Source organism: Brevundimonas sp. SGAir0440 (assembly GCF_005484585.1).
Classification (GTDB): domain Bacteria; phylum Pseudomonadota; class Alphaproteobacteria; order Caulobacterales; family Caulobacteraceae; genus Brevundimonas.
In genome coordinates this window covers 1,008,871-1,030,435 of the sequence record NZ_CP039435.1, presented here as the reverse complement: position 1 = coordinate 1,030,435, position 21,565 = coordinate 1,008,871, and the positions used below count along the sequence as shown (strand labels likewise).

The following is a 21,565-nucleotide window of genomic DNA, read 5'->3' as shown; positions in this document are numbered from 1 at the left end:
CAGATGGGCTTGAGCGGCGAGGCTTCAAGAGGGGCGGTCGGCGCGCCAGATGAAGACGAAGTTGCGGTGTTCAGCCCAGGTCTGACCCTCGACATGGTCGCCCGCAAGGCAGGCGGCGGTGTGATAGGGGCCTGCGCCGTCGGTGGTGCGGAACGAGACGCACAGCCGGCCGTGCTGGCGCTTCCATCGGCCCGCCTCGATGCGGCTGTTGTAGAAGTCGCCCGTCACGACGCCATCGGCCTGGAGCGTCAGGTTCATGGGCTGGCGATAGGGCTGGGCCGGATCGGTCGCCAGATCGACAGACCAGGCGCCGTCCATGTCGGCGGCGGGCGGCGGATCCTGGACGGTCAGAAGTGCGACGACAGCGAGGGCGGCGAACATCCTGCTTCTCCAACAGGCGATTGAGCGAACGACGGTCCGCCTTTCGCCACATGCCGTCAAGAGAACGCCCGCGCTAACGCGGTTTGACTTGACCTTGCGTCCGCGACAGCGGAGGTCGGACGCGAACCTATCGCAGAGGAACCCGTCCATGGCCCATGATCGCGTCAGCGTGCTTCAGGCGCTTCAGACCCAGGGCGTGTGCCCGGTCTTCTATCATCCCGACGCCGAGGTCAGCCTGAACGTCATCCGCGCCTGCGCGCGCGGCGGGGCGCCGGTGGTCGAGTTCACCAATCGCGGCGACTTCGCCTGCGACCTGTTCGGCGAGATCAATCGCGAACTGATCAAGACCGACCCGAACGTGGTCCTGGGCATCGGCTCGGTCGTCGATGCGGGCACGGCCTCGCTGTACCTGAATCGCGGCGCGCGGTTCGTGGTAAGCCCCTGCCTGATCCCCGACGTGGCGAAGGTCTGCAACCGTCGCATGGTCGCCTATTTCCCCGGCTGCGGGTCGGTGACCGACATCGGCGAGGCGCACGAACTGGGCTGCGACATCGTCAAACTGTTCCCCGGCTCGTCCGTCGGCGGCCCGGACTTCGTCAAGGCGGTCAAGGGGCCGATGCCCTGGGTCAAGATCATGCCCACGGGCGGCGTCGATCCGGACGAGGCGTCGATCGCCAAATGGTTCGGCGCGGGCATCGTCGCGGCGGGGATGGGGTCGAAACTGGTGACCGATGACGCTGTGAAGTCGGGCGACTGGGCCGCTATCGAGGCGTCGGTGCGCTCGGCGGTCAGCGCCGTCGCCGCCTTCCGCGCGTCCGAGAAGGGCTGAGCGCCCGAGCGCCGTCAGCGGGGCGCGCGGTCGTCCGGCTGACGGTGATCCGGCCCACGGGCTACGGCGCGACGAGCATTGCCCTTACGCTGAAGGATCGGGGCCAAGGCCTTGCGCTCCTCGGGCGTCAGCGTCGCCAGCACGGCGACCGCGCCGCTTTCCAGGCGGGTGCGGCCGCGCATCTCGGCGGCTCTGGACTGTTCCAGCAGGCTTTCGACCCGGGCCGCGTCCAGGGTCGGCTGACCGGCGATGTCGATCGCCTCTCGCCGCGCGGCGCGGGCCGCCTCGAAATCAGGACGCGCCGCCAGGGCCGATTCTCGCAGCGCGGTGCGCACGCGCTGGCGCACGGCCGGATCCAGATCGGCCAGCACCTCGGCCAGCGGTCCCTCGCGGCCCGGACGCCGTTGATCCTCGATCCGGCGTTCGATCCGGTCGCGATTGACGACATATGTGACCCCGCCCGCCACGGCGAACAGGTTCAGGGCCACCGAAACGGCCAGGGCGATCTTCAGGCTCTTGGACGTCATCCCAGCAGTTCCGTGTCATCCACGCCCGTCAGCGAGGATTGATAAAGCACCGCATCGGCGCGCGCGTCGGCGGTCAGATGGGTGGTCAGACCGACGCCGGCGACCACGCCCGCACAGGCCGCGGCGGCCCAACCGGCGCCCAGATACCAGATCGCCTTGCCCAGACGGCTTTTCGCCCGGGGCGCAGCCGCAAGGATGCGCGCGGTCAGGGCGGCGGACGGGACAGGTCTGGGCGCGGCGTCGAGCAGCGCGTCCAGCGCGGCCGCCTGATCCAGCACCGCCTTTAGCGACGGATCGGCGGCGATCAGGCTTTCGGCGAAGGCGCGCTCGGACGCGGGCCACCGACGCAGGTCGGCGCCATAGGCGTCCGCCAGTTCGTGCAACCGTTCCGCCTTCATCGTCCGTCTCCTTTAATCGACCCCGGACCGATGTCCGAAAGGGCCAGACGCAATGCGCGACGACCGCGCGACAACAAACTCTCCAGCGCCTCGACGCTGATCTCCATCAGGGCCGCCGCATCGATATTCGACAGCTCCTGATAATGGCACAGGACGATGGCCTCGCGCTGTCGGTCCGGCAGCCGTTTCAGGGCCGCCGTGACCCGCACGCCCGTCTCGGCCGCCAGCAGACCGCGATCCGGCGCCGGGCCTTCGTCGGGACGATCCGGCGGCGTGTCGGTCGGGATTTCGCGACGACGCCTCAGCCGATCGTAACAGAGGTTCAGCGCGACCCGGTGCAGCCAGGTGTCGAACCGGGCCTTGCCGGGCGTCCATCTGGGCGCCTGACGCCAAGCCTTGAGCATCGTCTCCTGGGCCACGTCCTCGGCCTCGACCGCATCGCCCAGCATGCGCTGGGCCAGCGACAGGATGCGCGGCAGCTTGCGCGAGACGAGCGTCTGCACCGCCGCCGGGTCGCCCTGCCCCACGCGCCGCACCAGATCCTCGTCGGGGTCGACGATCGCGACCAAACCTGCCTCTTCCGCTGCTGACGAAAGGGACCGGTGCGTTTACGACGGCCGACCCCGACACCGTCTTACTCCGAAGCCGGGACGGGGGAAGCGGGTTGTTGTACCGGACGCTGCGCCTGGCGGGCCGCGCGGCGTTCCTGCCGTTGCTCACGCTGCGCGGACATGGCCGCCCGGCGCTCGTCGGCGGAGATCACGCCGTCGCGGTTGGCGTCCATCTTGTCGAACCGCTCGCCGAGCTTGGCGGAGGCTTCGGCGATCACCACCGGCCCGCGTTCGCGGCCTTGTCCGCGCATGGCGTGATGCGCGCCGCCGCGACGCCCCTCACGATGACCGGCACGCTCCGCGCGCGGACCGCGATCCGGGCGTGCGGCATGGCCGGCGTCGAGCTCGGCCCGGCTGATGGAGCCGTCGCCATTCGCATCCAGCTTGGCGAAGCGGTCGCCCGCCCGTTCGGCGCGACGGGCCTGCATGGCGGCGGCGCGCTCTTCGGGGCTGACCACGCCGTCGCGGTTCGTATCGAGCGCAGTCAGACGCGCGATGCGCGCATCGACGAACTCGGCGCGGGTGATCTGGCGGTTCGGATCCGCACGCGCATGATGCGGCGCAGGCGCGCCGACGACGGGAGCCGGCGGAACCTGTGCGGTCGCGGCGCCGGCGGCGGCGGCCAGAGCGATGACGCCCAGGCCGGTCAGAAAGGTGTTTCTCATCTCGATCATCTCCACGGGCGCGTTTGGCGCCCTTTGACATTGCCCTGTCAGGAGATTGAACGCGGCGTTGCGGATTCTCCGTCGCGGCCCTCTTTTTCCAGTCTGGCTGGCACCGCCCGCTCGAAGGCCTTTCGGGCCCGCGCGCGCAGATCGGTCAGCTCGGTCTTCAGCGTGTCGAAGTCCGGCGCGCCGGCCGCCTCGGCCAGGCGCAGCTGGAAGACGCCGGGTTCGCCCTCCGGATCGACCCGCCCCTCGAAGGCGGCGGCCAGAAGATGGGCCAGACGCTGCTGCACGCGCCAGGCCTCGGCCAGGACCGGGTCGTCGTGCAGGGCCTCAAGCGTCGACAGGGTCAAGCGCTCGCCGATGGCGGCGGCCTGAAGCTGACGGAACTGGGCCGCGAACTCGGCGTCCACCTGCCCGCCCGGCGACAGCTTCAGATCCCAGAAGCCGTGCGGGCGACGCTCGCGATCCATCAGGGAGCGCATCTTTCGGACGTCGGCGGCGATATCGACGCCGGGACGCGGGCGACGCAGGGCGGCCTCGATAGCCGCCGAAACCTGGGCGCCGAACTTGGGATCGCTGGCCCAGACCACGCGGGCGCGGGTCAGAACCATGAACTCCCAGGTCTCGGCCTCCTTGGCGTAATAGGCGTCGAACGCCTTCAGCCGCACCGACACCGGCCCCTTGGAGCCGGTGGGGCGCAGGCGCATGTCCACCTCGTAAAGACCGCCTTCCGCCGTATGCGCCGACAGGGCCGCGATCAGCCGCTGGGTGAAGCGGGCGTAGAAGACGTCGGCGGTCCAGCCCTTGATCTCGGAGGTCGCCTCGGGCGGCGCCTCGTACAGGGTCATCAGGTCCAGGTCCGATCCGGCCGTCATCTCGCGCGAGCCGGCCTTGCCCAAGGCGACCACCGCGACTGCGCCGGGGAAGGCGCCGCCCAGCCGTTCGGTCTCGGCCAGGGCCGCGGGCGACAGGGTGCGCATGGCGGCGTCGGCCAGGGCGGCGTAGGCGCGGCCCGCCGTCTCGGCCCCCGCCCGGCCGGTCAGGGCGTGGATGCCGATGCGGAACATCTGCTCGCGATGCAGGCGGCGCACGGCGTTCATGGCCCCCTCGAAATCTTCGGTCTCGCCGGCCTCACGCAGCATCTGTTCGGTCAGGCCGGTCTCTTCGGACAGATCGACCAGGAAGCGGGCGTCCAGCACACCGTCCAGCGCCGCCGGTTGCCGGCCAAGCGTCCGGGCCAGACGCGGCGCAAAGGCCATGACGCCCAGCACCATCTCGAACAGTTTGGGCTGATTCAGGAACAGGGCCTGGACCTGAACACCCGCCGCCAGCCCGGAGAAGAAGACGGCGAAACGGCGGAACGCCTCGTCCGGCGCACCGGATCGGGCCAGGGCCTCCAGCAGGCGCGGCGCCAGGCGAGTGAACAGTTCGCGCCCCCGCGCCGTGCGCGTCGCGGGGATGCGGCCGTGATGCCAGCTGCGGATCGTGTCGGCGACCGACGGCGCCTCGGAAAAGCCCATGCGACGCAGGGTTTCCAGCGTCTCGGGATCGTTCTCGACCCCGGTGAAGACCAGGCTGCCGTAGCTGGAGTCCAGATCTTCGCCGCCCTCGAACAGTTCGCCATAGCGGGCGTTGACCCGCGCCAGCAGGGCCTCGACCCGGGCGTCAAAGGCGGCCAGATCGTTCGAACCGGCCAGGGCTGCGACGGCGGCGCGGCGCTCGGCATCCTCGGGCAGGCGGTGGGTCTGTTCGTCGTCGAGCATCTGCACCCGGTGCTCCAGCCCGCGCAGCTCGACATAGGCGGCCGACAGCTCCTCGCAGACCGCCTGGGGCACATGGCGCGCGTCGGCCAGGGCCTTCAACGCCTCCAGCGTGCGGGGCTTGCGCAAAGCCGGATCGCGGCCGCCCAGGATCAGTTGCTGGGTCTGGGCGTAGAATTCGATCTCGCGGATGCCGCCGCGTCCCAGCTTCAGATTGGCCCCGGCGGCCTGCAGGCCCTCGCCCGTCTTGTGGACGTGGATCTGTTTCTTGATCGACTGGATGTCGAGTACGGCCGCGTAGTCCAGGCTGCGCCGCCAGATGAAGGGGATCATGGCCTTCAGGAACCGGCCCGCCGCGCGCATGTCGCCCAGCACCGGACGCGCCTTGATGAAGGCCGCCCGCTCCCAGTTCTGTCCTACGCTCTCATAGTAGGCCAGGGCCATCGGCCCGGCGACGACCGGCGGGGTCGAGGACGGGTCGGGCCGCAGCCGCAGATCGACGCGGAAGACATAGCCGTCGCCCGTCCGCTCGGTCAGCAGGGTGGCGATCCCCTTGCCAACGCGATTGGCGAAGTCCTGCATCTCCTCGCCCTCGCGCAGGGCCAGAACCATCAGGCGCGGCTCGAAGAAGAGGGAGATGTCGATGTCGGACGAATAGTTCAGTTCGTTGGCGCCATGTTTGCCCATGGCCAGGCCGAACAGGCCGGGAATGGGGCCGCGCGGATCGCCGGGCGGCGAGATCAGCCGACCGCGCGCCCTCTGTTCGGCGGCGACGGCGCGCAGGGCCGCGCGGCAAGAGGCGTCGGCGAACCGGGACAGGGCGTCGGTGACCTGATCCAGATCCCAAACCCCGCCCAGATCGGCCAGGGCGGTCAGCAGGTGCAGGTCGGCCTTCAGCACGCGCAGCGGAGCACGGACCGCGTCCGGTTCGGCGTCCAGCGCGTCCGTATCGCGAATGATCCGCTCCAGCGTCTCGACCGGATCGGCGTCCAGCAGGTTTCTCAGATGGGCGGGGCGACGCCGCATCAGACCGGCGAGATAGGGCGAGGCGCCGGCGACGGGGGCCAGGGCGGCCCAGGCGCCGTCCAGAGTCTCGCGCCAGCCGTCGGCGTCGGCGGCCTCGGTCAGGGTTTCGTGCAGGCGGTCGGCGGCGGCGATGTTTGTGACCGGACCGGCGGGCGTGAGACTGTAGGCCAGCGGGATCGAGGTTTCTGGATGGGCCATCACATCATCCGCTCATCCCGGTCGAGGCGGGCGGAAGCACCAACGCCACCCGCAGCCCCGGTCCGAAGTCGCCGTAGGCGCCGGGGCCTTCGTCCAGCACGACCCGCCCGCCATGGGCCTCCGCCACCGCCGTCACCAGTGAAAGCCCCAAACCCGAGCCGGGTTCGGTGCGGCTATTGTCCAGGCGCACGAACCGCTGGACCACCCGCTCGCGGTCCTCTTCCGGGACGCCCGGTCCGGTGTCGGTGACCGAATATTCGATCTCGCCCGACGAGCGGCGGCGCGCACGCAGCTTCACCGCCCCGCCGGCGGGGGTGTATTTGATGGCGTTGTCGATCAGGTTGGCCAGGGCCTGTGCCAGGAAGGGCTGGTTGCCCTCGATCATCAGCCCCTTTTCGACCTCGGACGAGAAGTCGATGTCCTTGTCCTCGGCCGCCGGTTCGTAAAGCTCGGCCATGTCGGCGGCGAGATCAGCCGCGTCCATGACCTTGGGATCCGGCGCCCCGCCCGCCTGAAGCCGCGCGATGGCCAGGACGGTGTTGAACGTCTTCAGCAGATGGTCGGCCTCATCCAGGGCGATGCCCAGGGCGTCGACCCCGTCGATCTTGCCGGCTTCGGCGTCGATCAGAGCGACCTCAAGCTTGGCCCGCATCCGCGTCAGGGGCGAGCGCAGGTCGTGGGCGATGGCGTCGCCAGCGTGGCGGATCGAGGACATGGACGCCTCCAGCCGATCCAGCATGGTGTTCAGCCCCTGGCCCAGTTCGTCCAGTTCGTCGCCGGTGTGGCGCACGGGCGCACGGACCTTGAGGTCACCGTCCTGCACCGCCTGAACCACCTGGTTCAGCCCGGCCATCGACTTTTCCACCCGCCGGCTGATGTAGAGACCGCCCGCCAGGCCCAGCAGCATGACCAGGGCCATGGCGCCCCACAGGGCCTGGGTCAGGCGCGCCAGATAGGCCTCGATGTCGCCGATGTCCTGACCGACGAACAAATGTTCGCCGCCGGTCAGCGTCGTGATCACGCCGATGGAGCGACGCCGCTGGACCTTGCCTTGGGCGTCCGTGTCGGTCAGGCGGAAGGTCTCCCAGTCGCTGGCGCCGGCCGGCAGGCTGAGGTCGATGTCGATCGGGGACTCAGTGATGTTGCCGGTGATCGTCTTTCCGGCCTTGTCGGTCAGCAGATACAGATACGGCCCGCCCCGGATCGACCGTTCGACCAGGGCCTGGTTCAGGGCGTCGATGCCGCGCGTGCGGTGAATCGCCGTCAGGGCGCCCAGCTCGATCTCCACATCCGCCCTGGCCCGACCTTGGGCCTCCGACGCCGAGGCGAAATAGACATAGGCCAGGATCGCCCCCGCCGCCGCCACGAACAGCGCCAAAAACAGCAGCGTCAGCCGGAACGGCGTGCGGCGAAGGAGGGAGGGAAGGCGCACCCTAAAATCCTCCCCCGTTCACGGGGGAGGGGGACCACGAAGTGGTGGAGGGGGCGGCTTCAGCGCCGGTGTCCGGGGTCGCCCCCTCCACCGCCGTGCCGGCGGTCCCCCTCCCCCGCATTGCGGGGGAGGATCTCAAGTCACGCCTCCAACCGATATCCCGCCCCGCGCACGGTCTGCAGCATGGCGCGGTCGAAGCCCTTGTCGATCTTGGAGCGCAGGCGGCTGATATGGACGTCGATGACGTTGGTCTGGGGGTCGAAATGGTATTCCCAGACCTTTTCCAGCAGCATGGTGCGCGTCACCGACTGGCCGGCGTGGCGCATCAGGAACTCCAGCAGCTGGAACTCGCGCGGCTGAAGATCGATCTCGGTCGTGCCGCGATGCACGGTGCGGCCGATCAGGTTCATTTCCAGGTCGCCGACCTTGAGCACGGTTTGCACCCCGCCGGTCTCGCGACGGCGCGCCAGGGCCTCGACGCGCGCGATCAGTTCGGCGAAGGCGTAGGGCTTGACCAGATAGTCGTCGGCGCCGGCCTTCAGGCCCGTGACCCGGTCCTCGACCTCGCCCAGGGCCGACAGGAACAGAACAGGCGTCTGATCGCCACCCTTGCGCACCGTTTCGACCATGCCGACGCCGTCCAGGCGCGGCATCATCCGGTCCACCACATAGACGTCGTAGCCGCCCTTTTGCGACTCCAGCAGACCAAAGGCGCCGTCCACGGCGTGGGTGACCTCATGTCCGGCTTCGGACAGGCCCCGCACCATGGCGGTCGCCGCCTCGGCGTCATCCTCGACCACCAGAATCCGCATCGAAACCCCTCCCGGAATCAAAATCGCCGCCGATGGTAGCGCATCGGCGGCGATTGACGAGTTAAGGCTTGGTCAGAATGCCGATCATTCGCCGGCAGCGAACTTCAACGGCACCGGGCTGGTGCCCTGAGGCGTGCGCACGAACAGCAGGATGCTGGGGCGACCCGCCTGTTTGGCCGCCGCCACAGCCGCGCGCAGATCGGCGGCGGACGTGATGTTGCGATCATTGGCGCGAGTGATGACGAAGCCCGGCAGGAAGCCGAGGCGCGCCGCAGCCGAACCCTGTTCGACGTTGGTGATCACGACGCCGTTGACGCTGGCCGGCAGGCTGAACCGCGAACGCGCAGCCGGCGTGATCGCGGTGACTGCGAGCCCTTCGATCGTGTCGCCCTGTCCAGGCTGGCTCTGTCCCGAATTGGCGCTTCCGCCCTCTTCCGACGCGGCGAGTTCCTCTTCCGAAGGACGGGTGCCCGAGCGCACGTTCAGGGTCTGGCGACGACCGTCGCGGATCACTTCCAGGCGAATGGTGTCGCCCGGCTTGGCCGCGCCGACCCGACGGGTGGCTTCCTGGCTGTTGGCCACCGCCTGGCCGTTCACGCCGACCAGAAGGTCGCCGATCTGGACGCCGGCACGCGAAGCCGGGCCGTCCTCGGTCACGCTTTCGATCAGGGCGCCCTTGAAGTCCTTGGGCTGGCCCAGAGCTTCCCAACCGTCGGGGCTGAGGGTGCGAAGACCCAGGCCCACATAGCCGCGCTCGATCGACTGACCGCGCATCAGGCGTTCGGTGATCGTCTTGGCGGTGTCCGCCGGAATGGCGAAGCCGATGCCGACCGAGCCGCCCGTGGGCGAATAGATGGCCGAGTTCACGCCGATGACGCGGCCGTGGATGTCGAAGGTCGGACCGCCCGAGTTGCCCCGGTTGATGGCGGCGTCGATCTGGATGTAGTCGTTGTAGCCCGACGGATCGATGTCGCGGGCCTTGGCCGAGACGATGCCCGCCGTGGCGGTGCCGCCCAGGCCGAAGGGGTTGCCGATGGCGATGACCCAGTCGCCCACGCGCGGCTCGGCCGTCTCTTCGAAGCTGACGTATTTGAAGTCGTTGCCCTCGACCTTGATCACCGCCAGGTCGGTGCCGGGATCGCGGCCGATCAGGCGGGCGGGAAGTTCACGGCCGTCCGACATCTTGACCTTGATCTCGGTCGCGTCGGCGACGACGTGGTTGTTGGTGACGATGAAGCCGTCCTGCGAGATGAAGAAGCCCGAACCGGCGCCCTGGGTCGTCTGCGGCTCATCATTGCCCTGACCGCCGCGGCCTTGCGGCGGCACGAACTGGAACGGCAGGCCGGGGATCTGGAAGGCGCCGCCCTGAGGCTGGTCCACCTTGACCGTCACGTCGATCTGAACGACGGCGGGCGAGACCTGGTCGAAGATGGTCGCGAAGCTGCTGGGCGCGCCCGGCGGGGGCGTGAAGGCGTCGCCATTGGCCGGAACCGGGGTGATCCGGTTCACCGCCTGCGGTTCCGCGTGCGCGCCGGGCCAGGTGATGACGCCGCCGGCGGTCGCCGCCGCCGCCAGGGTCAGGCCGGCCGCGGCCCCGAGAATGAACTCCTTGCGCTTCAGCATCGTGGTCCTTGCGATCCTCTTGTCCAGCGCCAGACGGGCGCCGGTTTCGCGATTGATATAGGCCGAACCGGCTTTGCGCCAATCCCGACCGCCGATCGTTGATCTCGACTAGCGCCCGTCGTGAGGCGAGGTTGCGTCAGGATCGCGGCGAAGCTTCTCATTTCGTAGAACTTCGTCCAGTCGGCGTTCTTCTTCCGGCGTCAGTGGAACGGCCTCGGCCGGACGACGGCGCGCGCGCAACATCAAGATGGCGATCGCCGCCAGTACCAGAATGAACGGGCCAAACCACAGCAGGTAGGTCCCCGCCCGGACCGGCGGGGTAAACAGCACATACTCGCCGAAGCGCCGCACCAGATCGTCGCGCACGGCCTGGTCCGACGCGCCGGCCGCGATCTCCTCGCGGATCAAGCGGCGCATGTCGCCGGCGACGCCCGCCGGGCTGTCGGCGATGGCCTCATGCTGGCAGACGACGCAGCGCACGTCCTTGAACAAGGCCTGGGCGCGGGCCTCCTGGGTCGCATCGGCCAGAGGACGGTCGGGTGCGGCGGGCGGTTCGGCCGCCGTCAGCATCAGCGCCATGACCGGCGCGGCCAGCAGGATCGCCAGGCGCCTCATGCGGTCTTGCGCCGGCGCGCGCCGATCCCGAGCCTGAGACGACGATCCAGCAACGACAGCACCCCGCCCAGCGCCATGATCATCGGCCCCAGGAAGATCAGTCGCGCCCAGGGATTCCAGTACAGACGCACGACCCAGGCCGGCTGTTTGGGACTGCCCGCGCGTTCGCCGATCACGACATAGACGTCGTCCAGGCCTCGGAAATCGAGCCCGACCTCGGTGGTGGTTTGGCCGCCGGCGGGAAAGAAGCGGCGCTCGGCCGTGACGGTGCTGGCGCGGCCCTGATCATTCGTGGCGCGCACGGTCAGTCGGCCCTGCTCGGCCAGATAGTTCGGCCCCTCGACGACGCGCACGTCGTCAAGCGTCACGGTCCAGGGGCCTGCGGACACGCTCTGGCCCAGCGAGACGGCGCGGGCGGCCTCGGCCTTGAAGCCCGTCTCGACTACCGCCCCAAGGATGAAGACGCCTAGACCCAAGTGCGCCAGAGTCATGCCCCAGGCGCCCAGCGGCAGCCCCTTCAGTCGGCGCAGCGTCTCGGCCACCGAGGCGCGGAATAGGCGGGCGCGCTCGGCGACTTCCGACAGCGATCCCAGGATCAGCCACAGACCAAGGCCGATGCCGGCGGCGGCGAACGCCTTCCTGGGCTCCCACAGAGCATAGGCCGCCAGGGCGCCGACGATCGCCACACCCGCCGCGACGGCCAGGCGCTGCATCGCGCCGGGCAGGTCGCCCCGCTTCCAGGCCAGCAGCGGGCCGGCCGGCAGGAGCAGGAAGGCGACCATCATCAGCGGGGTGAAGGTGGCGGCGAAATAGGGCGGGCCGACCGAAATGGTCGCGCCGGACGCCGCTTCCAGGATCAGCGGATAGAGGGTGCCCAGCAAGACGGTCGCCGCCGCCGCCGTCAGGAACAGGTTGTTCAGCACCAGCGCCCCCTCGCGGCTGACCGGCGCGAACAGGCCCCCGCCCTTCAGCTGCGGCGCCCGCCAGGCGAACAGGGCGAAGGCGGCGCCGGCCGTGATCCCGAGAATGGCCAGCAGCATCAGCCCGCGCTGGGGATCGACAGCGAAGGCGTGGACGGACGTCAGTACGCCCGAGCGCACGAGAAAGGCGCCCAGCATCGAAAAGGTGAAGGCCAGCAAAGCGAGGAACACGGTCCAGCCGGCCAGCGCGCCGCGCCGCTCGGTCACGACCGCGCTGTGCAAAAGGGCCGCGCCCGCGAGCCAGGGCATGAAGGAGGCGTTCTCGACCGGGTCCCAGAACCACCAGCCGCCCCAGCCCAATTCATAATAGGCCCAGAAGGAGCCCAGGGTGATGCCGACGGTCAGGAAGGCCCAGCTGGCCAGCGCCCAGGGTCGGACCCAGCGCCCCCAGGCAGGCCAGAAGGCGGTCTGCGCCCGTCCCTCGATCAGCGCTGCGACCGCCAGGGAGAAGCAGACCGAAAACCCGACATAGCCGGCGTAGAGCAGCGGCGGATGCACGGCCAAGGCCGGATCCTGCAACAAGGGGTTCAGCGACGCGCCCTGGAACGGCGCAGGGTCCAGGCGGGTGAAGGGGCTGGAGGTGAAGACGGCGAAGGCCAGAAACAGCGAGCCCAGCGCGCCCTGCACCGCCACGGCCGAGGCCTTAAGCCCGAACGGCAGGCCGCGCGCCCGCGCCAGCGCCCCGCCGAAGACGGTCAGCACCAGACACCACAGCAGAAGCGAGCCTTCATGGCTGCCCCAGGCGCCGGCGACCTTGTAGAGCATCGGCTTGTCGGTATGGCTGTTGGCCGCGACGTTGGAGACCGAAAAGTCGGAGACGACGAAGGCGTAGATCAGGGCTGCGAAACTGAGCGCGACCGCCGCCGCCGCCGCCAATGCCGCGCCCTGGGCGGCCCCGGCCAGGACCGGGCTGCGACGCGCGCGTCCGGCCGCCGAAAGCCCGGTCTGCAGGATCGACAGCGCCAGCGCCAGCGCCAGGGCGAAGGCCCCAAGCTCGGCGATCATAAGCGCGTCAGGGCGCTATCGGCCTGCGGCCTGCTTGAGCGCATTTCGGAGGCGTCGGGCCGCCACTCGCCCTTTTCCTTCAGACGGTCGGCGACCTCGCGCGGCATATAGTTCTCGTCGTGCTTGGCCAGGACCTGGCTGGCGTGGAAGGTGCGGTCGGCGCCGAAGGCCCCTTGCGCCACGATCCCCTGCCCTTCGCGGAACAGGTCGGGCAGGTCGCCGTGATAGACGACGCGGGTCGTGGCGGCGTTGTCGGTGACGACGAAGGCGACCACGCCGTCGCCGGTCTTTTGCACGCTGCCGGCCTCGACCAGACCGCCCAGGCGGATGTTGCGGCCCTCCGGCGCCTTGTCGGCGGTGGCCTCGGACGGCGAATAGAAGAAGGTCACGCTGTCCTGCATCGCCCACAGCGACAGGCCGACCGCCAGCGCCAGAATCGGCGCCACGGCGGCGACGACCCACAGGCGGCGACGCGCCTTCGGCGATTTGGGCAGCCAGCTCATGCGAGGGACATTCCGGATTCCAGGGACGGACAGGCGGCATATACCGCCGTCGTCGCGCAGGACCAACGCGTCATTGCGCGCTGTCCTTCGGCAGTCGGCGTTCCAGATCCAGACGGCGCGGATCGGCCGGGTCGAGCGCGGCGATCAGGGGCGTCCACAGGGTGCGCGCTTCGACGGCGTCGCCGCGCCGCAGCGCCGCCTCGCCCAGGAAGAAGCGCGCGCCGAGCTGGTCGGGGTCCAGTTTCAAGGCCTCGCGGAAGGCGGCCTCGGCGTCGCCGCCGATCTGGTTGTCATTGGCGACGACAAGGCTTTCGCCCAGCCGCGCCCACGCCTGGGCGTCACGGGGGTCCAGGGCGATCAGACGGCGGAAGGCGGAGGCGGCGCCCAGCGGATCGCCGGCGGCGAAGCGGGCCGCGCCCAGCATGGCCAGCGCCTGCCGATCCTTGGGCCGCTCCTGAACGACCCGCGCAGTCACCGCCGCCAGTTGCGCCGGCTCCAGCCGATCCAGATTGGCGGACCAATCGTCGACCCGTCGCTCATAGGCCTGATCCGGCAAGCCGGGCGAGCCGGTGAAAACATAGAGGCCCAGGGCGGCCGCGACCGTCAAGCCAATCCCGCCCAGCACCCAGAACCGATCGCGGGCGCCGGCTGCCGGGGTCATCGTCGCCGAGACGGCGAGCAGCCGCCGCCCCGCCTCGGCGCGCGCGCCCACATAGGCCGCCTCGTCCAGCAGGCCGCGCGCCTTCAGCCGATCCAGCTCCTCGATCTCCCGCGAGCCGGCCTGGGTTTCGGCGCCGGACGCCGGATCGGCGCCGCGTCGCGCGCCGGTCAGCACCAGCAGGGCGGCCAGGGCCGCCGCCAGTCCCGTCATTATCCAGAAGACGATCATCCTCGCCGTCTAACCCATCCACGAACGTCGGGCGAGGCGTCGTTTCAGCCCAGCCGCGCCATTTCCGCCGAGGCCGCGCGCCGCCTGACCGCGCGCGCCGCCTCCAGCGCCTCGATCACGGTCAGGAACCGCGCCGCGACCCCGATCAGACGCAGCACATGGTCGGGATTTTCGGCCTCGCCGTCCGACAGACTGTTCAGCGCCTCGTCGGACCAGGTGGAGAGGTAGTCGGTCAGGTCGGCCTTCAATCCCGAGCGATCGGCTTCACAGCCGAAGGTGACGGCCGCGCCGCGCAGGGCCGCCACCGCCGCCAGCAAGGCCGCCGCCGCCTCGATCGGTTCGCCATCGGCCGGCGCCTCCAGCCAGGGCGACATACGCGTCATGCGTCCGGTGATGACCTGACGCTTCATAGGCAGGGCGGCGTGGACGGCGCTGGAGGCGGATTTCATCAGACCCGAAAGCTGTCCCGACACCTGAACCCGCGCCATCCGCGCCGCCTTGCCCCAGCTTGAATCGGGCCGCACCTGCAAACTGAGGTCCATCTCGGCCAGCACGCCCGCGCACCAGTTGACGTCGTCCACCACGCCCAGCATCGCGGTCTCGCCCAGCGACGATCGGACCACGACGGCGATCTTCTGCACCCGCGCCTGAACGGAGGTCAGTAGCCGCTCGACGAAGACGCCCATGTCGGAATGGCTGAGGGTGATTTCACGGTCGGCGAGGCGGCTGGTGCGCGTCACGACCCGCAGCATCCGCTCGGCGTCCGCCACATGGGCGAACAGGATGTCGATCATGCGCCGCCCGCCGTCCGGCGACATCGCCAGACAGTCCTGGATCAGCAGCCTCAGCCCCGCCAGCTGGTTGTCGTCGGGGCGTTCCAGCCAGACGGGCAGGCGCGGCAGGGCGCTGCGGGCCAGAGGCGTCAGGTCGAAACAGCCGGCCAGTTCGACCGGGGTGGATGGGGGCTGGTCGTCGGCGGGACGCTGAAACTCCGGCCAGACGTCGCGCGGCCGGTCGCGCAGCACGGCGGCCGCCTTGGCGCACAGCCGATCGGCGGCCAGGGTCCATTCGCCGTCCACGGCCACGGCCCCGTCCAGCAGGGGCAGGAAATCCTCCTCGCCCTTGACCGCCTCGCGCCAGACCCGTTTCAGGACCAGAGGCGGAAAGACTAGGGCCGGCACGCCGTCGGCGCGCGGCTGAAACAGCGGCAGCAGAGGGGCGAAGGCCGTGCCGCGACGGGCGCGATCGCGCGCCTCTGCGGCGACGATGTTTGACAGTTCAACCGCCTTGTCGCCCTTCAGCGCCGCCACAGCCGCGCCCAGCATCCCCAGCGATGCGTCGGGGCAGGCCTCGACGATCGCCGTCAGAGCGGCGTGGTGGGCGGCGGACAGGGACGGCACGAAAGCTCCTGCCAAAACTCAACTCAAGCCGGCACCGTGCGACAATCGGGTTAACAACGACTTGGCGTCTCTTGAGCGCTGCCGCCACTTGAGTCGGGCGTCAGGCACGCCATATTGCCGCCACACCCGGCCCGCGCCTCCGCGCGCGCCGGAAAGGAAAGCCCATGCCCGTAATCGAGATCGACGGCCTGACCAAGACCTACAAGTCGGGGCATCAGGCGTTGAAGCGCATCGACCTGACGATCGACAAGGGCGAGATTTTCGCCCTGCTGGGTCCGAACGGCGCGGGCAAGACCACGTTGATCTCCATCGTCTGCGGCATCGTCACGCCCACGACCGGGACGGTGGTCGCCGACGGCCATGACATCCAGTCCGATTTCCGCGCCGCCCGCACCAAGATCGGTCTGGTGCCGCAGGAGCTGACCACCGACGCCTTCGAGACCGTCCTGGCCACCGTCACCTTCAGCCGGGGCCTGTTCGGCAAGGCGCCGAACCCCGCCTTCATCGAGGGCGTGCTGAAGGACCTGTCGCTGTGGGACAAGCGCGACGCCAAGATCATGACGCTGTCGGGCGGGATGAAGCGGCGGGTGATGATCGCAAAGGCCCTGAGCCACGAGCCGGACATCCTGTTTCTGGACGAGCCGACCGCCGGGGTCGATGTCGAGCTGCGCCGCGACATGTGGGCCATGGTCAGGAAGCTGCGCGAGCGCGGCGTCACCATCATCCTGACCACCCACTACATCGAAGAGGCCGAGGAGATGGCCGACCGGGTGGGCGTGATCCTGAAGGGCGAGCTGATCCTGGTCGAGGAGAAGTCGGCCCTGATGAAGAAGCTGGGCAAGAAGACCCTGACGCTGAACCTGATCGAGCCATTGGCCGCCCTGCCCGCCGACCTGTCCGACTGGGACCTGACGCTGAAGAACGAGGGCGGCGAGCTGGAATACAGTTTCGACGCCAACGCCGACGATACGGGCGTGCCCTCGCTGATCCGCCGGCTTGAGGGGCTGAACATCGGCTTCAAGGACCTGAACACCCGCCAGAGCTCGCTGGAAGACATCTTCGTCAGCCTGGTCCACCAGAACGGAGCCGCGGCATGACCTTCAACGGATACGGCGTCTGGGCCATCTATCGCTTCGAGATGGCGCGCGCGCTGCGCACCCTGTGGCAGAGCGTGGTCACGCCGGTGATCACCACGGCCTTGTATTTCGTCGTCTTCGGCGGCGCCATCGGCAGCCGCATGCAACAGGTGGACGGCGTGCCCTACGGCGCCTTCATCGTGCCGGGACTGATCATGCTCAGCCTGTTCACACAGTCGATCTTCAACGCCTCGTTCGGCATCTACTTCCCCAAGTTCACGGGGACGATCTACGAGATCCTGTCGGCGCCGGTGTCGTCGCTGGAGATCGTGCTGGCCTATGTCGGCGCGGCGGCGACCAAGTCGGCGGTGCTGGGCCTGATCATTCTGGCGACGGCGGCCTTCTTCGTGCCGCTGCAGATCCTGCATCCGGTCTGGATGATGGCCTTTTTGATCCTGATTTCGGTGACCTTCAGCCTGTTCGGCTTCATCATCGGAGTCTGGGCCAATGGGTTCGAGCAGCTTCAGATGATCCCGATGCTGGTCGTGACGCCCCTAACCTTCCTAGGCGGCGCCTTCTATTCCATCGACATGCTGCCGGACGGCTGGCGCACGGTGACCCTGTTTAACCCTGTGGTCTATCTGATCTCGGGCTTCCGCTGGGCCTTCTATGGTCAGGGGGATGTGGCCATCGGCGTCAGCGTCGCCGCCACCCTGGGCTTCTTCGCCGTCTGCCTGGGCATCGTCATGTGGATGTTCAAGACCGGCTACCGGCTCAAGAACTGATCCGTCACGAAACGGGCCAGATCGCCAGCGATTGAGAAGACCATGTCCGACGACCAGAAGACCCCGCCCCAGCCCTTCGCCCGCAAGCCGGTGACCTGGGGGCGTATGCCCGCGACGACTTTCCACGTCGGGCCGGTGCCGGTCGCGCCCAATCCGCTGGACCGCATTCCCAATCCGCCGCCGCGCAAGCCCACGGCGCAACAGCAGCAGGCCTCGATCCACACCCAGAGCCTGGCCTCCGGCGTCGCGCCGGCCAAGGGTCAGACGACGCCCGCGAATCCCGCCCCGCGTCCCACGCCCCGTCCGCAGGGGGCAAGCATCCTGGGCGGTTCGCTGATCCCGACGGCGCGCCCGGCCCAAGCCCAGCCCCAACCCCAGGCTCCAACGCCGCCGCAGCCCAGGCCGCAGCCGGCGCCGGCCGTTCAACCCGATCTGACCGTACGCCCCCTGCCCGCGCTCGAGGCGACGCCGGCCCCTGCGCCGAAGCCGGTCGCGGCCGAGCCTGTCGCCGCCGCCCCAGCGGTCGCGGCCAGACCCGCTGTTTCACCGGCCGCTGCGCCGCTCACGCCCAGCTTCGCCCGTGCGCCCGCCAAGACCTCGCGCCTGCCGCTCTATGTCGGGGTCGGGGTGGTCGCCCTGCTGGTCGCCGGAGGGGGCCTGTGGTTCGCAATGCGTCCCGCCTCGACCCCGGCGACACCCACGCCTGCCGTCACCGCCGATGCACCTCTGACCGCCCCGCCGGCCGATACGACTCCTGCCGACGCCGCACCCGTCGTCGCGACCGAACAGCCCGCCCCCGCCACGACGATCACAGCGACGACGCCCGCGCCTGCCGCTTCTGCGCCGGCAACGACGACGCCGCGCGCGACGACGGCCGCGCCCCGCACGCAGACCCCGGCCCAGAACCAGACGCCGGCCGCAACGACGCAACCGACGACGCGTGCGCCCACGACCACCACCCCGACGCCGTCCACGCCGGCGCCGACGGTCACGACCGAGCCGCTGGTGATCGTGCCGACGGCCCCGACGCCCGCCCCGACCGCGGCACGCCCGTCGAGCAGCGACCTCGACGGTCCGGTGGTGACGCGGCCCCAGCCGCTGGACTGATCGGCGGTTTCGCGCGCCGGGGCAGGTGACGAAACGGCCTTCAGCCCCTACCTAAAGGCCATGACCGTTCACGCCTCCCCGCCGCCCATCCTCGACGCCGCCGGCGTCGATACCGATGAAGCTCTGTCGATCCTGAAAACGGCCCTGGCCGGCGCCGACGACGGCGAACTGTTCCTGGAGCGGTCCGAGAGCGAGAGCCTGGTGTTCGACGACGGTCGGCTGAAGTCCGCCGCCTATGACGCCACCGAGGGCTTCGGCCTGCGGGTCGTGGCGGGCGAGACGGCCGGTTACGCCCACGCCAACGAGATCTCGGCCGCCGCCCTGCGTCGCGCCGCCGACAGCGCGGCCCTGGCCAAGCAGGGGCATGAGGCGCGGGTTGCCGAGGGGCCGCGCGCCACCAATCAGAAACTGTATGGCGAGGTCGATCCGCTCGCCTCGCCCGCCTTTTCCGACAAGATCGCCCTGCTGGCCGAGATCGACGCCTGGGCGCGCGCCCGTGATCCGCGCGTGGTTCAGGTGTCCGCCTCCCTGATCGGCGAACGTCGCGCCATCGAGATCCTGCGCGCCGACGAGCGGGCGGTGCGCGATGTTCGCCCGCTTGTCCGGCTGAACGTCTCGGTCACCGTGGAGCAGAACGGCAAGCGCGAGAGCGCCTCGTCCGGCGCCGGCGGCCGGGCCGGGTTTGAAGCCTGGGTCGCGCCCGAACGCTGGCAGGCCCAGGTGGACGAGGCCCTGCGTCAGGCTCTAGTCAATCTGGACGCCGTCGACTGTCCGGCGGGCGAGATGGACGTGGTCCTGGGCGCCGGCTGGCCCGGCGTGCTGCTGCATGAGGCCATCGGCCACGGCTTCGAGGGCGACTTCCACCGTAAGGGCTCGTCGGTCTTCAACGGCATGATGGGCCAGCGGGTCGCCGCCCCCGGCGTCACCGTGGTCGATGACGGCTCGATCGCCGGACGGCGCGGTTCGCTGTCGGTCGACGACGAGGGCACGCCCACCTCGCGCACCGTGCTGATCGAGGACGGGATCATGGTCGGGTTGATGCACGACCGGCTGTCGGCGCGGCAACTGGGCGTCGCCGCGACCGGCAACGGCCGGCGCCAGTCCTTCGCCCACATGCCCATGCCGCGCATGACCAACACCTTCATGGAGGGCGGCCGGGACTCCAAGGCCGACATGATCGCCAATACGAAGCGCGGCCTCTACGCCGCCAACTTCTCGGGCGGTCAGGTGGACATCACAAACGGCAAGTTCGTGTTCCAGTGCAACGAGGCCTATCTGATCGAGGACGGGGTGATCACCGCCCCGGTGCGCGGCGCGACCCTGATCGGCGACGGGGCCACGGCCCTGACCAAGATCCAGATGGTCGGCGACGACTTCGCCTTCGATCCGGGCGTCGGCGTCTGCGGCAAGGCCGGACAGGGCGTGCCCGTCGGCATCGGCCAGCCCAGCCTCAAGATCGGCGGCCTGACGGTCGGCGGCACCGCCGTCTGAGCGAGCGGAACCGTATCGCTGCAAAGGGTGTTTCCCCGCCACACTGGAGAGGAACCACCATGCCTACCGAACGCGAAGTCCAACATCCCGATGGCCGGGTCGAACGCATCACTGAAACCAGCGCGGCGCCCACCACCGTCGTCGAGCGTCGCGGCAGCGGCATGGGCGCCATCGTCGCCCTGATCGTCGGCCTGCTGGCCGTGCTGGTGATCGGCTACTTCCTGATGAACATGAACCGCAGCGACGCTGTGAAGGACAACGCCATCGCCGGCGCAGCCGAAAGCGTCGGCAACGCCGCCGACAACATCGGCGAAGCCGCCCGCGACGCCGTTCCGGAACGCAAGTAAGCTTTAGCGCGCGGATTGAGCGGGGGCGGAGGGGCGCCATTCGGGACCGATGGGTTCCAGCCCCTCCGCCTCCAGCCGATCCAGCACGCCGTTTGGCTCAGCCAATAGCCGCAAGGGGGCGATAGCAACGGTGACCCCGACCTCGGTCAGCGCCTTGTCCACCGCCGTATTCCATATCCGACGCAGATCGTCCGCCTGGGCCATCACCGACCAGTAGGAACAGGCCGTCGCCGCCTTTTCCAGGGGCGAGTCCAATACCGCGGGAATCCGGCGCAGACGCCAGTTCTCCGCACGTTGCGCGCCCGCCTCGACCCCAGCCTCCGCCGCCGTCGCCGCAGCGTCGATACAGTCGAGATAGCGTTCCGGCGGCGTCGTCAGAACCTTTTCGATCAGCTCGTCCCCTCTGAAGATGCCGACGGGTTCAGCGGGCGTGCGATTGGCGCGCGTCGCCTGACGGACCAGGCCGGACACCGGACGCCCTCCGCTGCTGTAACCGCCCAGCTCCATCAGATCGCCCGACAGGATCAGCATGCTGTCGCGGGTCGGGCCTTCGCCTGTCAGGCTTTCGACCCGGGCCTCAAGGTCCGGGGACAGATAGTCGGCGCTGGTGCGCCCGTTCGGCAACCGGGTGAGCGTCCGAAACCGCCAGATCAGCCGGCCCACATCGGCCAGCGACGCCCGCCCCTCGACCGGAAACAGAACGCGGTCGGCACGATCAACCGCAGAGATGAGTGCATCCGTGCGCCACTCCATCTTTCTGGGCAAACCGTCGATCGATCCCACGAGGATCAGGACGCTGTCGCCGCGCCGCACTTCCCACATCGGCGCCTCGATCCGGCGGGCGGTGACGACGATATCCTCGACGGCGTCCGAAGGCGCATCCTGCGCGACGGCAGGCGCGGTCGTCAGCGTCATCGCGCCAACTAAAAGCAATAGAGAAGATGAGCGTCCGATCATTACATCGCTGTAAACTTCATTACTGTCGCTGGTGTAATGAAATCGCTGTAATGATGTCGTCGATTTAATCCACCTTGCGGCCTTGTAACTGGAGATAAACGCGCCGGATCGGCACACCTCTCGCCAACACCCGAGGGGAAGATCA

The 21,565-nt window shown here is 69.3% G+C and carries 21 protein-coding genes; 6 read left to right on the top strand and 15 right to left on the bottom strand.

Annotation, left to right across the window (positions count from 1 at the left end):
- Positions 1 to 24: 24 nt before the first annotated feature.
- Complete coding sequence (locus E7T10_RS04980; RefSeq protein ID WP_045811867.1) at positions 25 to 381, bottom strand: hypothetical protein; 357 nt, start codon at positions 379 to 381, stop codon at positions 25 to 27.
- Positions 382 to 529: 148 nt separating this feature from the next.
- Here E7T10_RS04980 and E7T10_RS04975 point away from each other — a divergent pair, with 148 nt between their 5' ends.
- Complete coding sequence (locus E7T10_RS04975; protein WP_137720951.1) at positions 530 to 1,210, top strand: bifunctional 4-hydroxy-2-oxoglutarate aldolase/2-dehydro-3-deoxy-phosphogluconate aldolase; 681 nt, start codon at positions 530 to 532, stop codon at positions 1,208 to 1,210.
- Positions 1,211 to 1,224: 14 nt separating this feature from the next.
- Here the strand turns inward: E7T10_RS04975 and E7T10_RS04970 are convergent, their stop codons facing one another.
- The 13 genes from E7T10_RS04970 to E7T10_RS04905 form a co-directional block, all read right to left on the bottom strand.
- Positions 1,225 to 1,737: a periplasmic heavy metal sensor gene (locus tag E7T10_RS04970; RefSeq protein WP_137720950.1), complete on the bottom strand. Its 513-nt coding sequence runs from the start codon at positions 1,735 to 1,737 to the stop codon at positions 1,225 to 1,227.
- Positions 1,734 to 2,135 carry a hypothetical protein gene (locus E7T10_RS04965; RefSeq protein WP_039244185.1) on the bottom strand — a complete coding sequence of 134 codons (402 nt, stop codon included), beginning with the start codon at positions 2,133 to 2,135 and terminating at the stop codon, positions 1,734 to 1,736. Before E7T10_RS04965 ends, E7T10_RS04970 begins: the two co-directional genes overlap by 4 nt.
- Positions 2,132 to 2,704: an RNA polymerase sigma factor gene (locus E7T10_RS04960; protein ID WP_137720949.1), complete on the bottom strand. Its 573-nt coding sequence runs from the start codon at positions 2,702 to 2,704 to the stop codon at positions 2,132 to 2,134. The genes E7T10_RS04965 and E7T10_RS04960 overlap by 4 nt, the downstream gene beginning before the upstream one ends.
- A gap of 65 nt (positions 2,705 to 2,769) precedes the next feature.
- Complete coding sequence (locus E7T10_RS04955) at positions 2,770 to 3,411, bottom strand: EF-hand domain-containing protein (RefSeq protein WP_210416151.1); 642 nt, start codon at positions 3,409 to 3,411, stop codon at positions 2,770 to 2,772.
- A 47-nt stretch (positions 3,412 to 3,458) separates the two neighbouring features.
- Positions 3,459 to 6,398, bottom strand: coding sequence for a bifunctional [glutamine synthetase] adenylyltransferase/[glutamine synthetase]-adenylyl-L-tyrosine phosphorylase (locus E7T10_RS04950; RefSeq protein WP_137720947.1), 2,940 nt, complete (start codon positions 6,396 to 6,398; stop codon positions 3,459 to 3,461).
- 4 nt (positions 6,399 to 6,402) lie between these two features.
- Positions 6,403 to 7,830, bottom strand: coding sequence for an ATP-binding protein (locus tag E7T10_RS04945; protein WP_137720946.1), 1,428 nt, complete (start codon positions 7,828 to 7,830; stop codon positions 6,403 to 6,405).
- 140 nt (positions 7,831 to 7,970) lie between these two features.
- Positions 7,971 to 8,642 carry a response regulator transcription factor gene (locus tag E7T10_RS04935; RefSeq protein WP_017504381.1) on the bottom strand — a complete coding sequence of 224 codons (672 nt, stop codon included), beginning with the start codon at positions 8,640 to 8,642 and terminating at the stop codon, positions 7,971 to 7,973.
- An 84-nt stretch (positions 8,643 to 8,726) separates the two neighbouring features.
- Complete coding sequence (locus tag E7T10_RS04930; RefSeq protein WP_137720945.1) at positions 8,727 to 10,265, bottom strand: Do family serine endopeptidase; 1,539 nt, start codon at positions 10,263 to 10,265, stop codon at positions 8,727 to 8,729.
- Between the two features lie 108 nt (positions 10,266 to 10,373).
- Positions 10,374 to 10,880, bottom strand: a complete 507-nt coding sequence (locus E7T10_RS04925; RefSeq protein WP_137720944.1) for a cytochrome c-type biogenesis protein — start codon at positions 10,878 to 10,880, stop codon at positions 10,374 to 10,376.
- Entirely contained in the window at positions 10,877 to 12,865 is a 1,989-nt protein-coding gene (locus tag E7T10_RS04920; RefSeq protein ID WP_137720943.1) for a heme lyase CcmF/NrfE family subunit, read from the bottom strand. Before E7T10_RS04920 ends, E7T10_RS04925 begins: the two co-directional genes overlap by 4 nt.
- Positions 12,862 to 13,368 carry a cytochrome c maturation protein CcmE gene (ccmE, locus tag E7T10_RS04915; protein ID WP_137720942.1) on the bottom strand — a complete coding sequence of 169 codons (507 nt, stop codon included), beginning with the start codon at positions 13,366 to 13,368 and terminating at the stop codon, positions 12,862 to 12,864. Before ccmE ends, E7T10_RS04920 begins: the two co-directional genes overlap by 4 nt.
- A 70-nt stretch (positions 13,369 to 13,438) precedes the next feature.
- Positions 13,439 to 14,257, bottom strand: coding sequence for a c-type cytochrome biogenesis protein CcmI (ccmI, locus tag E7T10_RS04910; RefSeq protein ID WP_137720941.1), 819 nt, complete (start codon positions 14,255 to 14,257; stop codon positions 13,439 to 13,441).
- Positions 14,258 to 14,301: 44 nt separating this feature from the next.
- Positions 14,302 to 15,657, bottom strand: coding sequence for a hypothetical protein (locus E7T10_RS04905; RefSeq protein ID WP_137720940.1), 1,356 nt, complete (start codon positions 15,655 to 15,657; stop codon positions 14,302 to 14,304).
- A gap of 164 nt (positions 15,658 to 15,821) precedes the next feature.
- Here E7T10_RS04905 and E7T10_RS04900 point away from each other — a divergent pair, with 164 nt between their 5' ends.
- The 5 genes from E7T10_RS04900 to E7T10_RS04880 are packed head-to-tail and all read left to right on the top strand — an operon-like array spanning position 15,822 to position 20,463.
- Complete coding sequence (locus tag E7T10_RS04900) at positions 15,822 to 16,754, top strand: ABC transporter ATP-binding protein (protein WP_137720939.1); 933 nt, start codon at positions 15,822 to 15,824, stop codon at positions 16,752 to 16,754.
- Positions 16,751 to 17,518: an ABC transporter permease gene (locus E7T10_RS04895; RefSeq protein WP_039244173.1), complete on the top strand. Its 768-nt coding sequence runs from the start codon at positions 16,751 to 16,753 to the stop codon at positions 17,516 to 17,518. The genes E7T10_RS04900 and E7T10_RS04895 overlap by 4 nt, the downstream gene beginning before the upstream one ends.
- Positions 17,519 to 17,560: 42 nt before the next feature.
- A complete protein-coding gene (locus tag E7T10_RS04890; RefSeq protein WP_137720938.1) occupies positions 17,561 to 18,625 on the top strand; it encodes a hypothetical protein in 1,065 nt (354 codons plus the stop codon).
- A 60-nt stretch (positions 18,626 to 18,685) separates the two neighbouring features.
- On the top strand, positions 18,686 to 20,116 hold the full coding sequence (gene tldD, locus E7T10_RS04885; protein ID WP_137720937.1) for a metalloprotease TldD: 1,431 nt from the start codon (positions 18,686 to 18,688) through the stop codon (positions 20,114 to 20,116).
- A gap of 59 nt (positions 20,117 to 20,175) precedes the next feature.
- Positions 20,176 to 20,463, top strand: a complete 288-nt coding sequence (locus E7T10_RS04880) for a hypothetical protein (protein WP_045809440.1) — start codon at positions 20,176 to 20,178, stop codon at positions 20,461 to 20,463.
- A gap of 3 nt (positions 20,464 to 20,466) precedes the next feature.
- Here the strand turns inward: E7T10_RS04880 and E7T10_RS04875 are convergent, their stop codons facing one another.
- The gene (locus tag E7T10_RS04875; protein ID WP_137720936.1) at positions 20,467 to 21,378 is read right to left on the bottom strand and encodes a TraB/GumN family protein; all 912 of its coding nucleotides are present in this window, start codon (positions 21,376 to 21,378) and stop codon (positions 20,467 to 20,469) included.
- Between the last annotated feature and the right edge of the window lie 187 nt (positions 21,379 to 21,565).

What these genes read in the sequence shown, in the direction of transcription:
- E7T10_RS04980 (WP_045811867.1), bottom strand. Translation starts at nt 381, where the DNA reads ATGTTCGCCGCCCTCGCTGTCGTCGCACTTCTGACCGTCCAGGATCCG.
- E7T10_RS04975 (WP_137720951.1), top strand. Translation starts at nt 530, where the DNA reads ATGGCCCATGATCGCGTCAGCGTGCTTCAGGCGCTTCAGACCCAGGGC.
- E7T10_RS04970 (WP_137720950.1), bottom strand. Translation starts at nt 1,737, where the DNA reads ATGACGTCCAAGAGCCTGAAGATCGCCCTGGCCGTTTCGGTGGCCCTG.
- E7T10_RS04965 (WP_039244185.1), bottom strand. Translation starts at nt 2,135, where the DNA reads ATGAAGGCGGAACGGTTGCACGAACTGGCGGACGCCTATGGCGCCGAC.
- E7T10_RS04955 (WP_210416151.1), bottom strand. Translation starts at nt 3,411, where the DNA reads ATGAGAAACACCTTTCTGACCGGCCTGGGCGTCATCGCTCTGGCCGCC.
- E7T10_RS04950 (WP_137720947.1), bottom strand. Translation starts at nt 6,398, where the DNA reads ATGGCCCATCCAGAAACCTCGATCCCGCTGGCCTACAGTCTCACGCCC.
- E7T10_RS04935 (WP_017504381.1), bottom strand. Translation starts at nt 8,642, where the DNA reads ATGCGGATTCTGGTGGTCGAGGATGACGCCGAGGCGGCGACCGCCATG.
- E7T10_RS04930 (WP_137720945.1), bottom strand. Translation starts at nt 10,265, where the DNA reads ATGCTGAAGCGCAAGGAGTTCATTCTCGGGGCCGCGGCCGGCCTGACC.
- E7T10_RS04925 (WP_137720944.1), bottom strand. Translation starts at nt 10,880, where the DNA reads ATGAGGCGCCTGGCGATCCTGCTGGCCGCGCCGGTCATGGCGCTGATG.
- E7T10_RS04920 (WP_137720943.1), bottom strand. Translation starts at nt 12,865, where the DNA reads ATGATCGCCGAGCTTGGGGCCTTCGCCCTGGCGCTGGCGCTGGCGCTG.
- ccmE (WP_137720942.1), bottom strand. Translation starts at nt 13,368, where the DNA reads ATGAGCTGGCTGCCCAAATCGCCGAAGGCGCGTCGCCGCCTGTGGGTC.
- ccmI (WP_137720941.1), bottom strand. Translation starts at nt 14,257, where the DNA reads ATGATCGTCTTCTGGATAATGACGGGACTGGCGGCGGCCCTGGCCGCC.
- E7T10_RS04900 (WP_137720939.1), top strand. Translation starts at nt 15,822, where the DNA reads ATGCCCGTAATCGAGATCGACGGCCTGACCAAGACCTACAAGTCGGGG.
- E7T10_RS04895 (WP_039244173.1), top strand. Translation starts at nt 16,751, where the DNA reads ATGACCTTCAACGGATACGGCGTCTGGGCCATCTATCGCTTCGAGATG.
- E7T10_RS04890 (WP_137720938.1), top strand. Translation starts at nt 17,561, where the DNA reads ATGTCCGACGACCAGAAGACCCCGCCCCAGCCCTTCGCCCGCAAGCCG.
- tldD (WP_137720937.1), top strand. Translation starts at nt 18,686, where the DNA reads ATGACCGTTCACGCCTCCCCGCCGCCCATCCTCGACGCCGCCGGCGTC.
- E7T10_RS04880 (WP_045809440.1), top strand. Translation starts at nt 20,176, where the DNA reads ATGCCTACCGAACGCGAAGTCCAACATCCCGATGGCCGGGTCGAACGC.
- E7T10_RS04875 (WP_137720936.1), bottom strand. Translation starts at nt 21,378, where the DNA reads ATGACGCTGACGACCGCGCCTGCCGTCGCGCAGGATGCGCCTTCGGAC.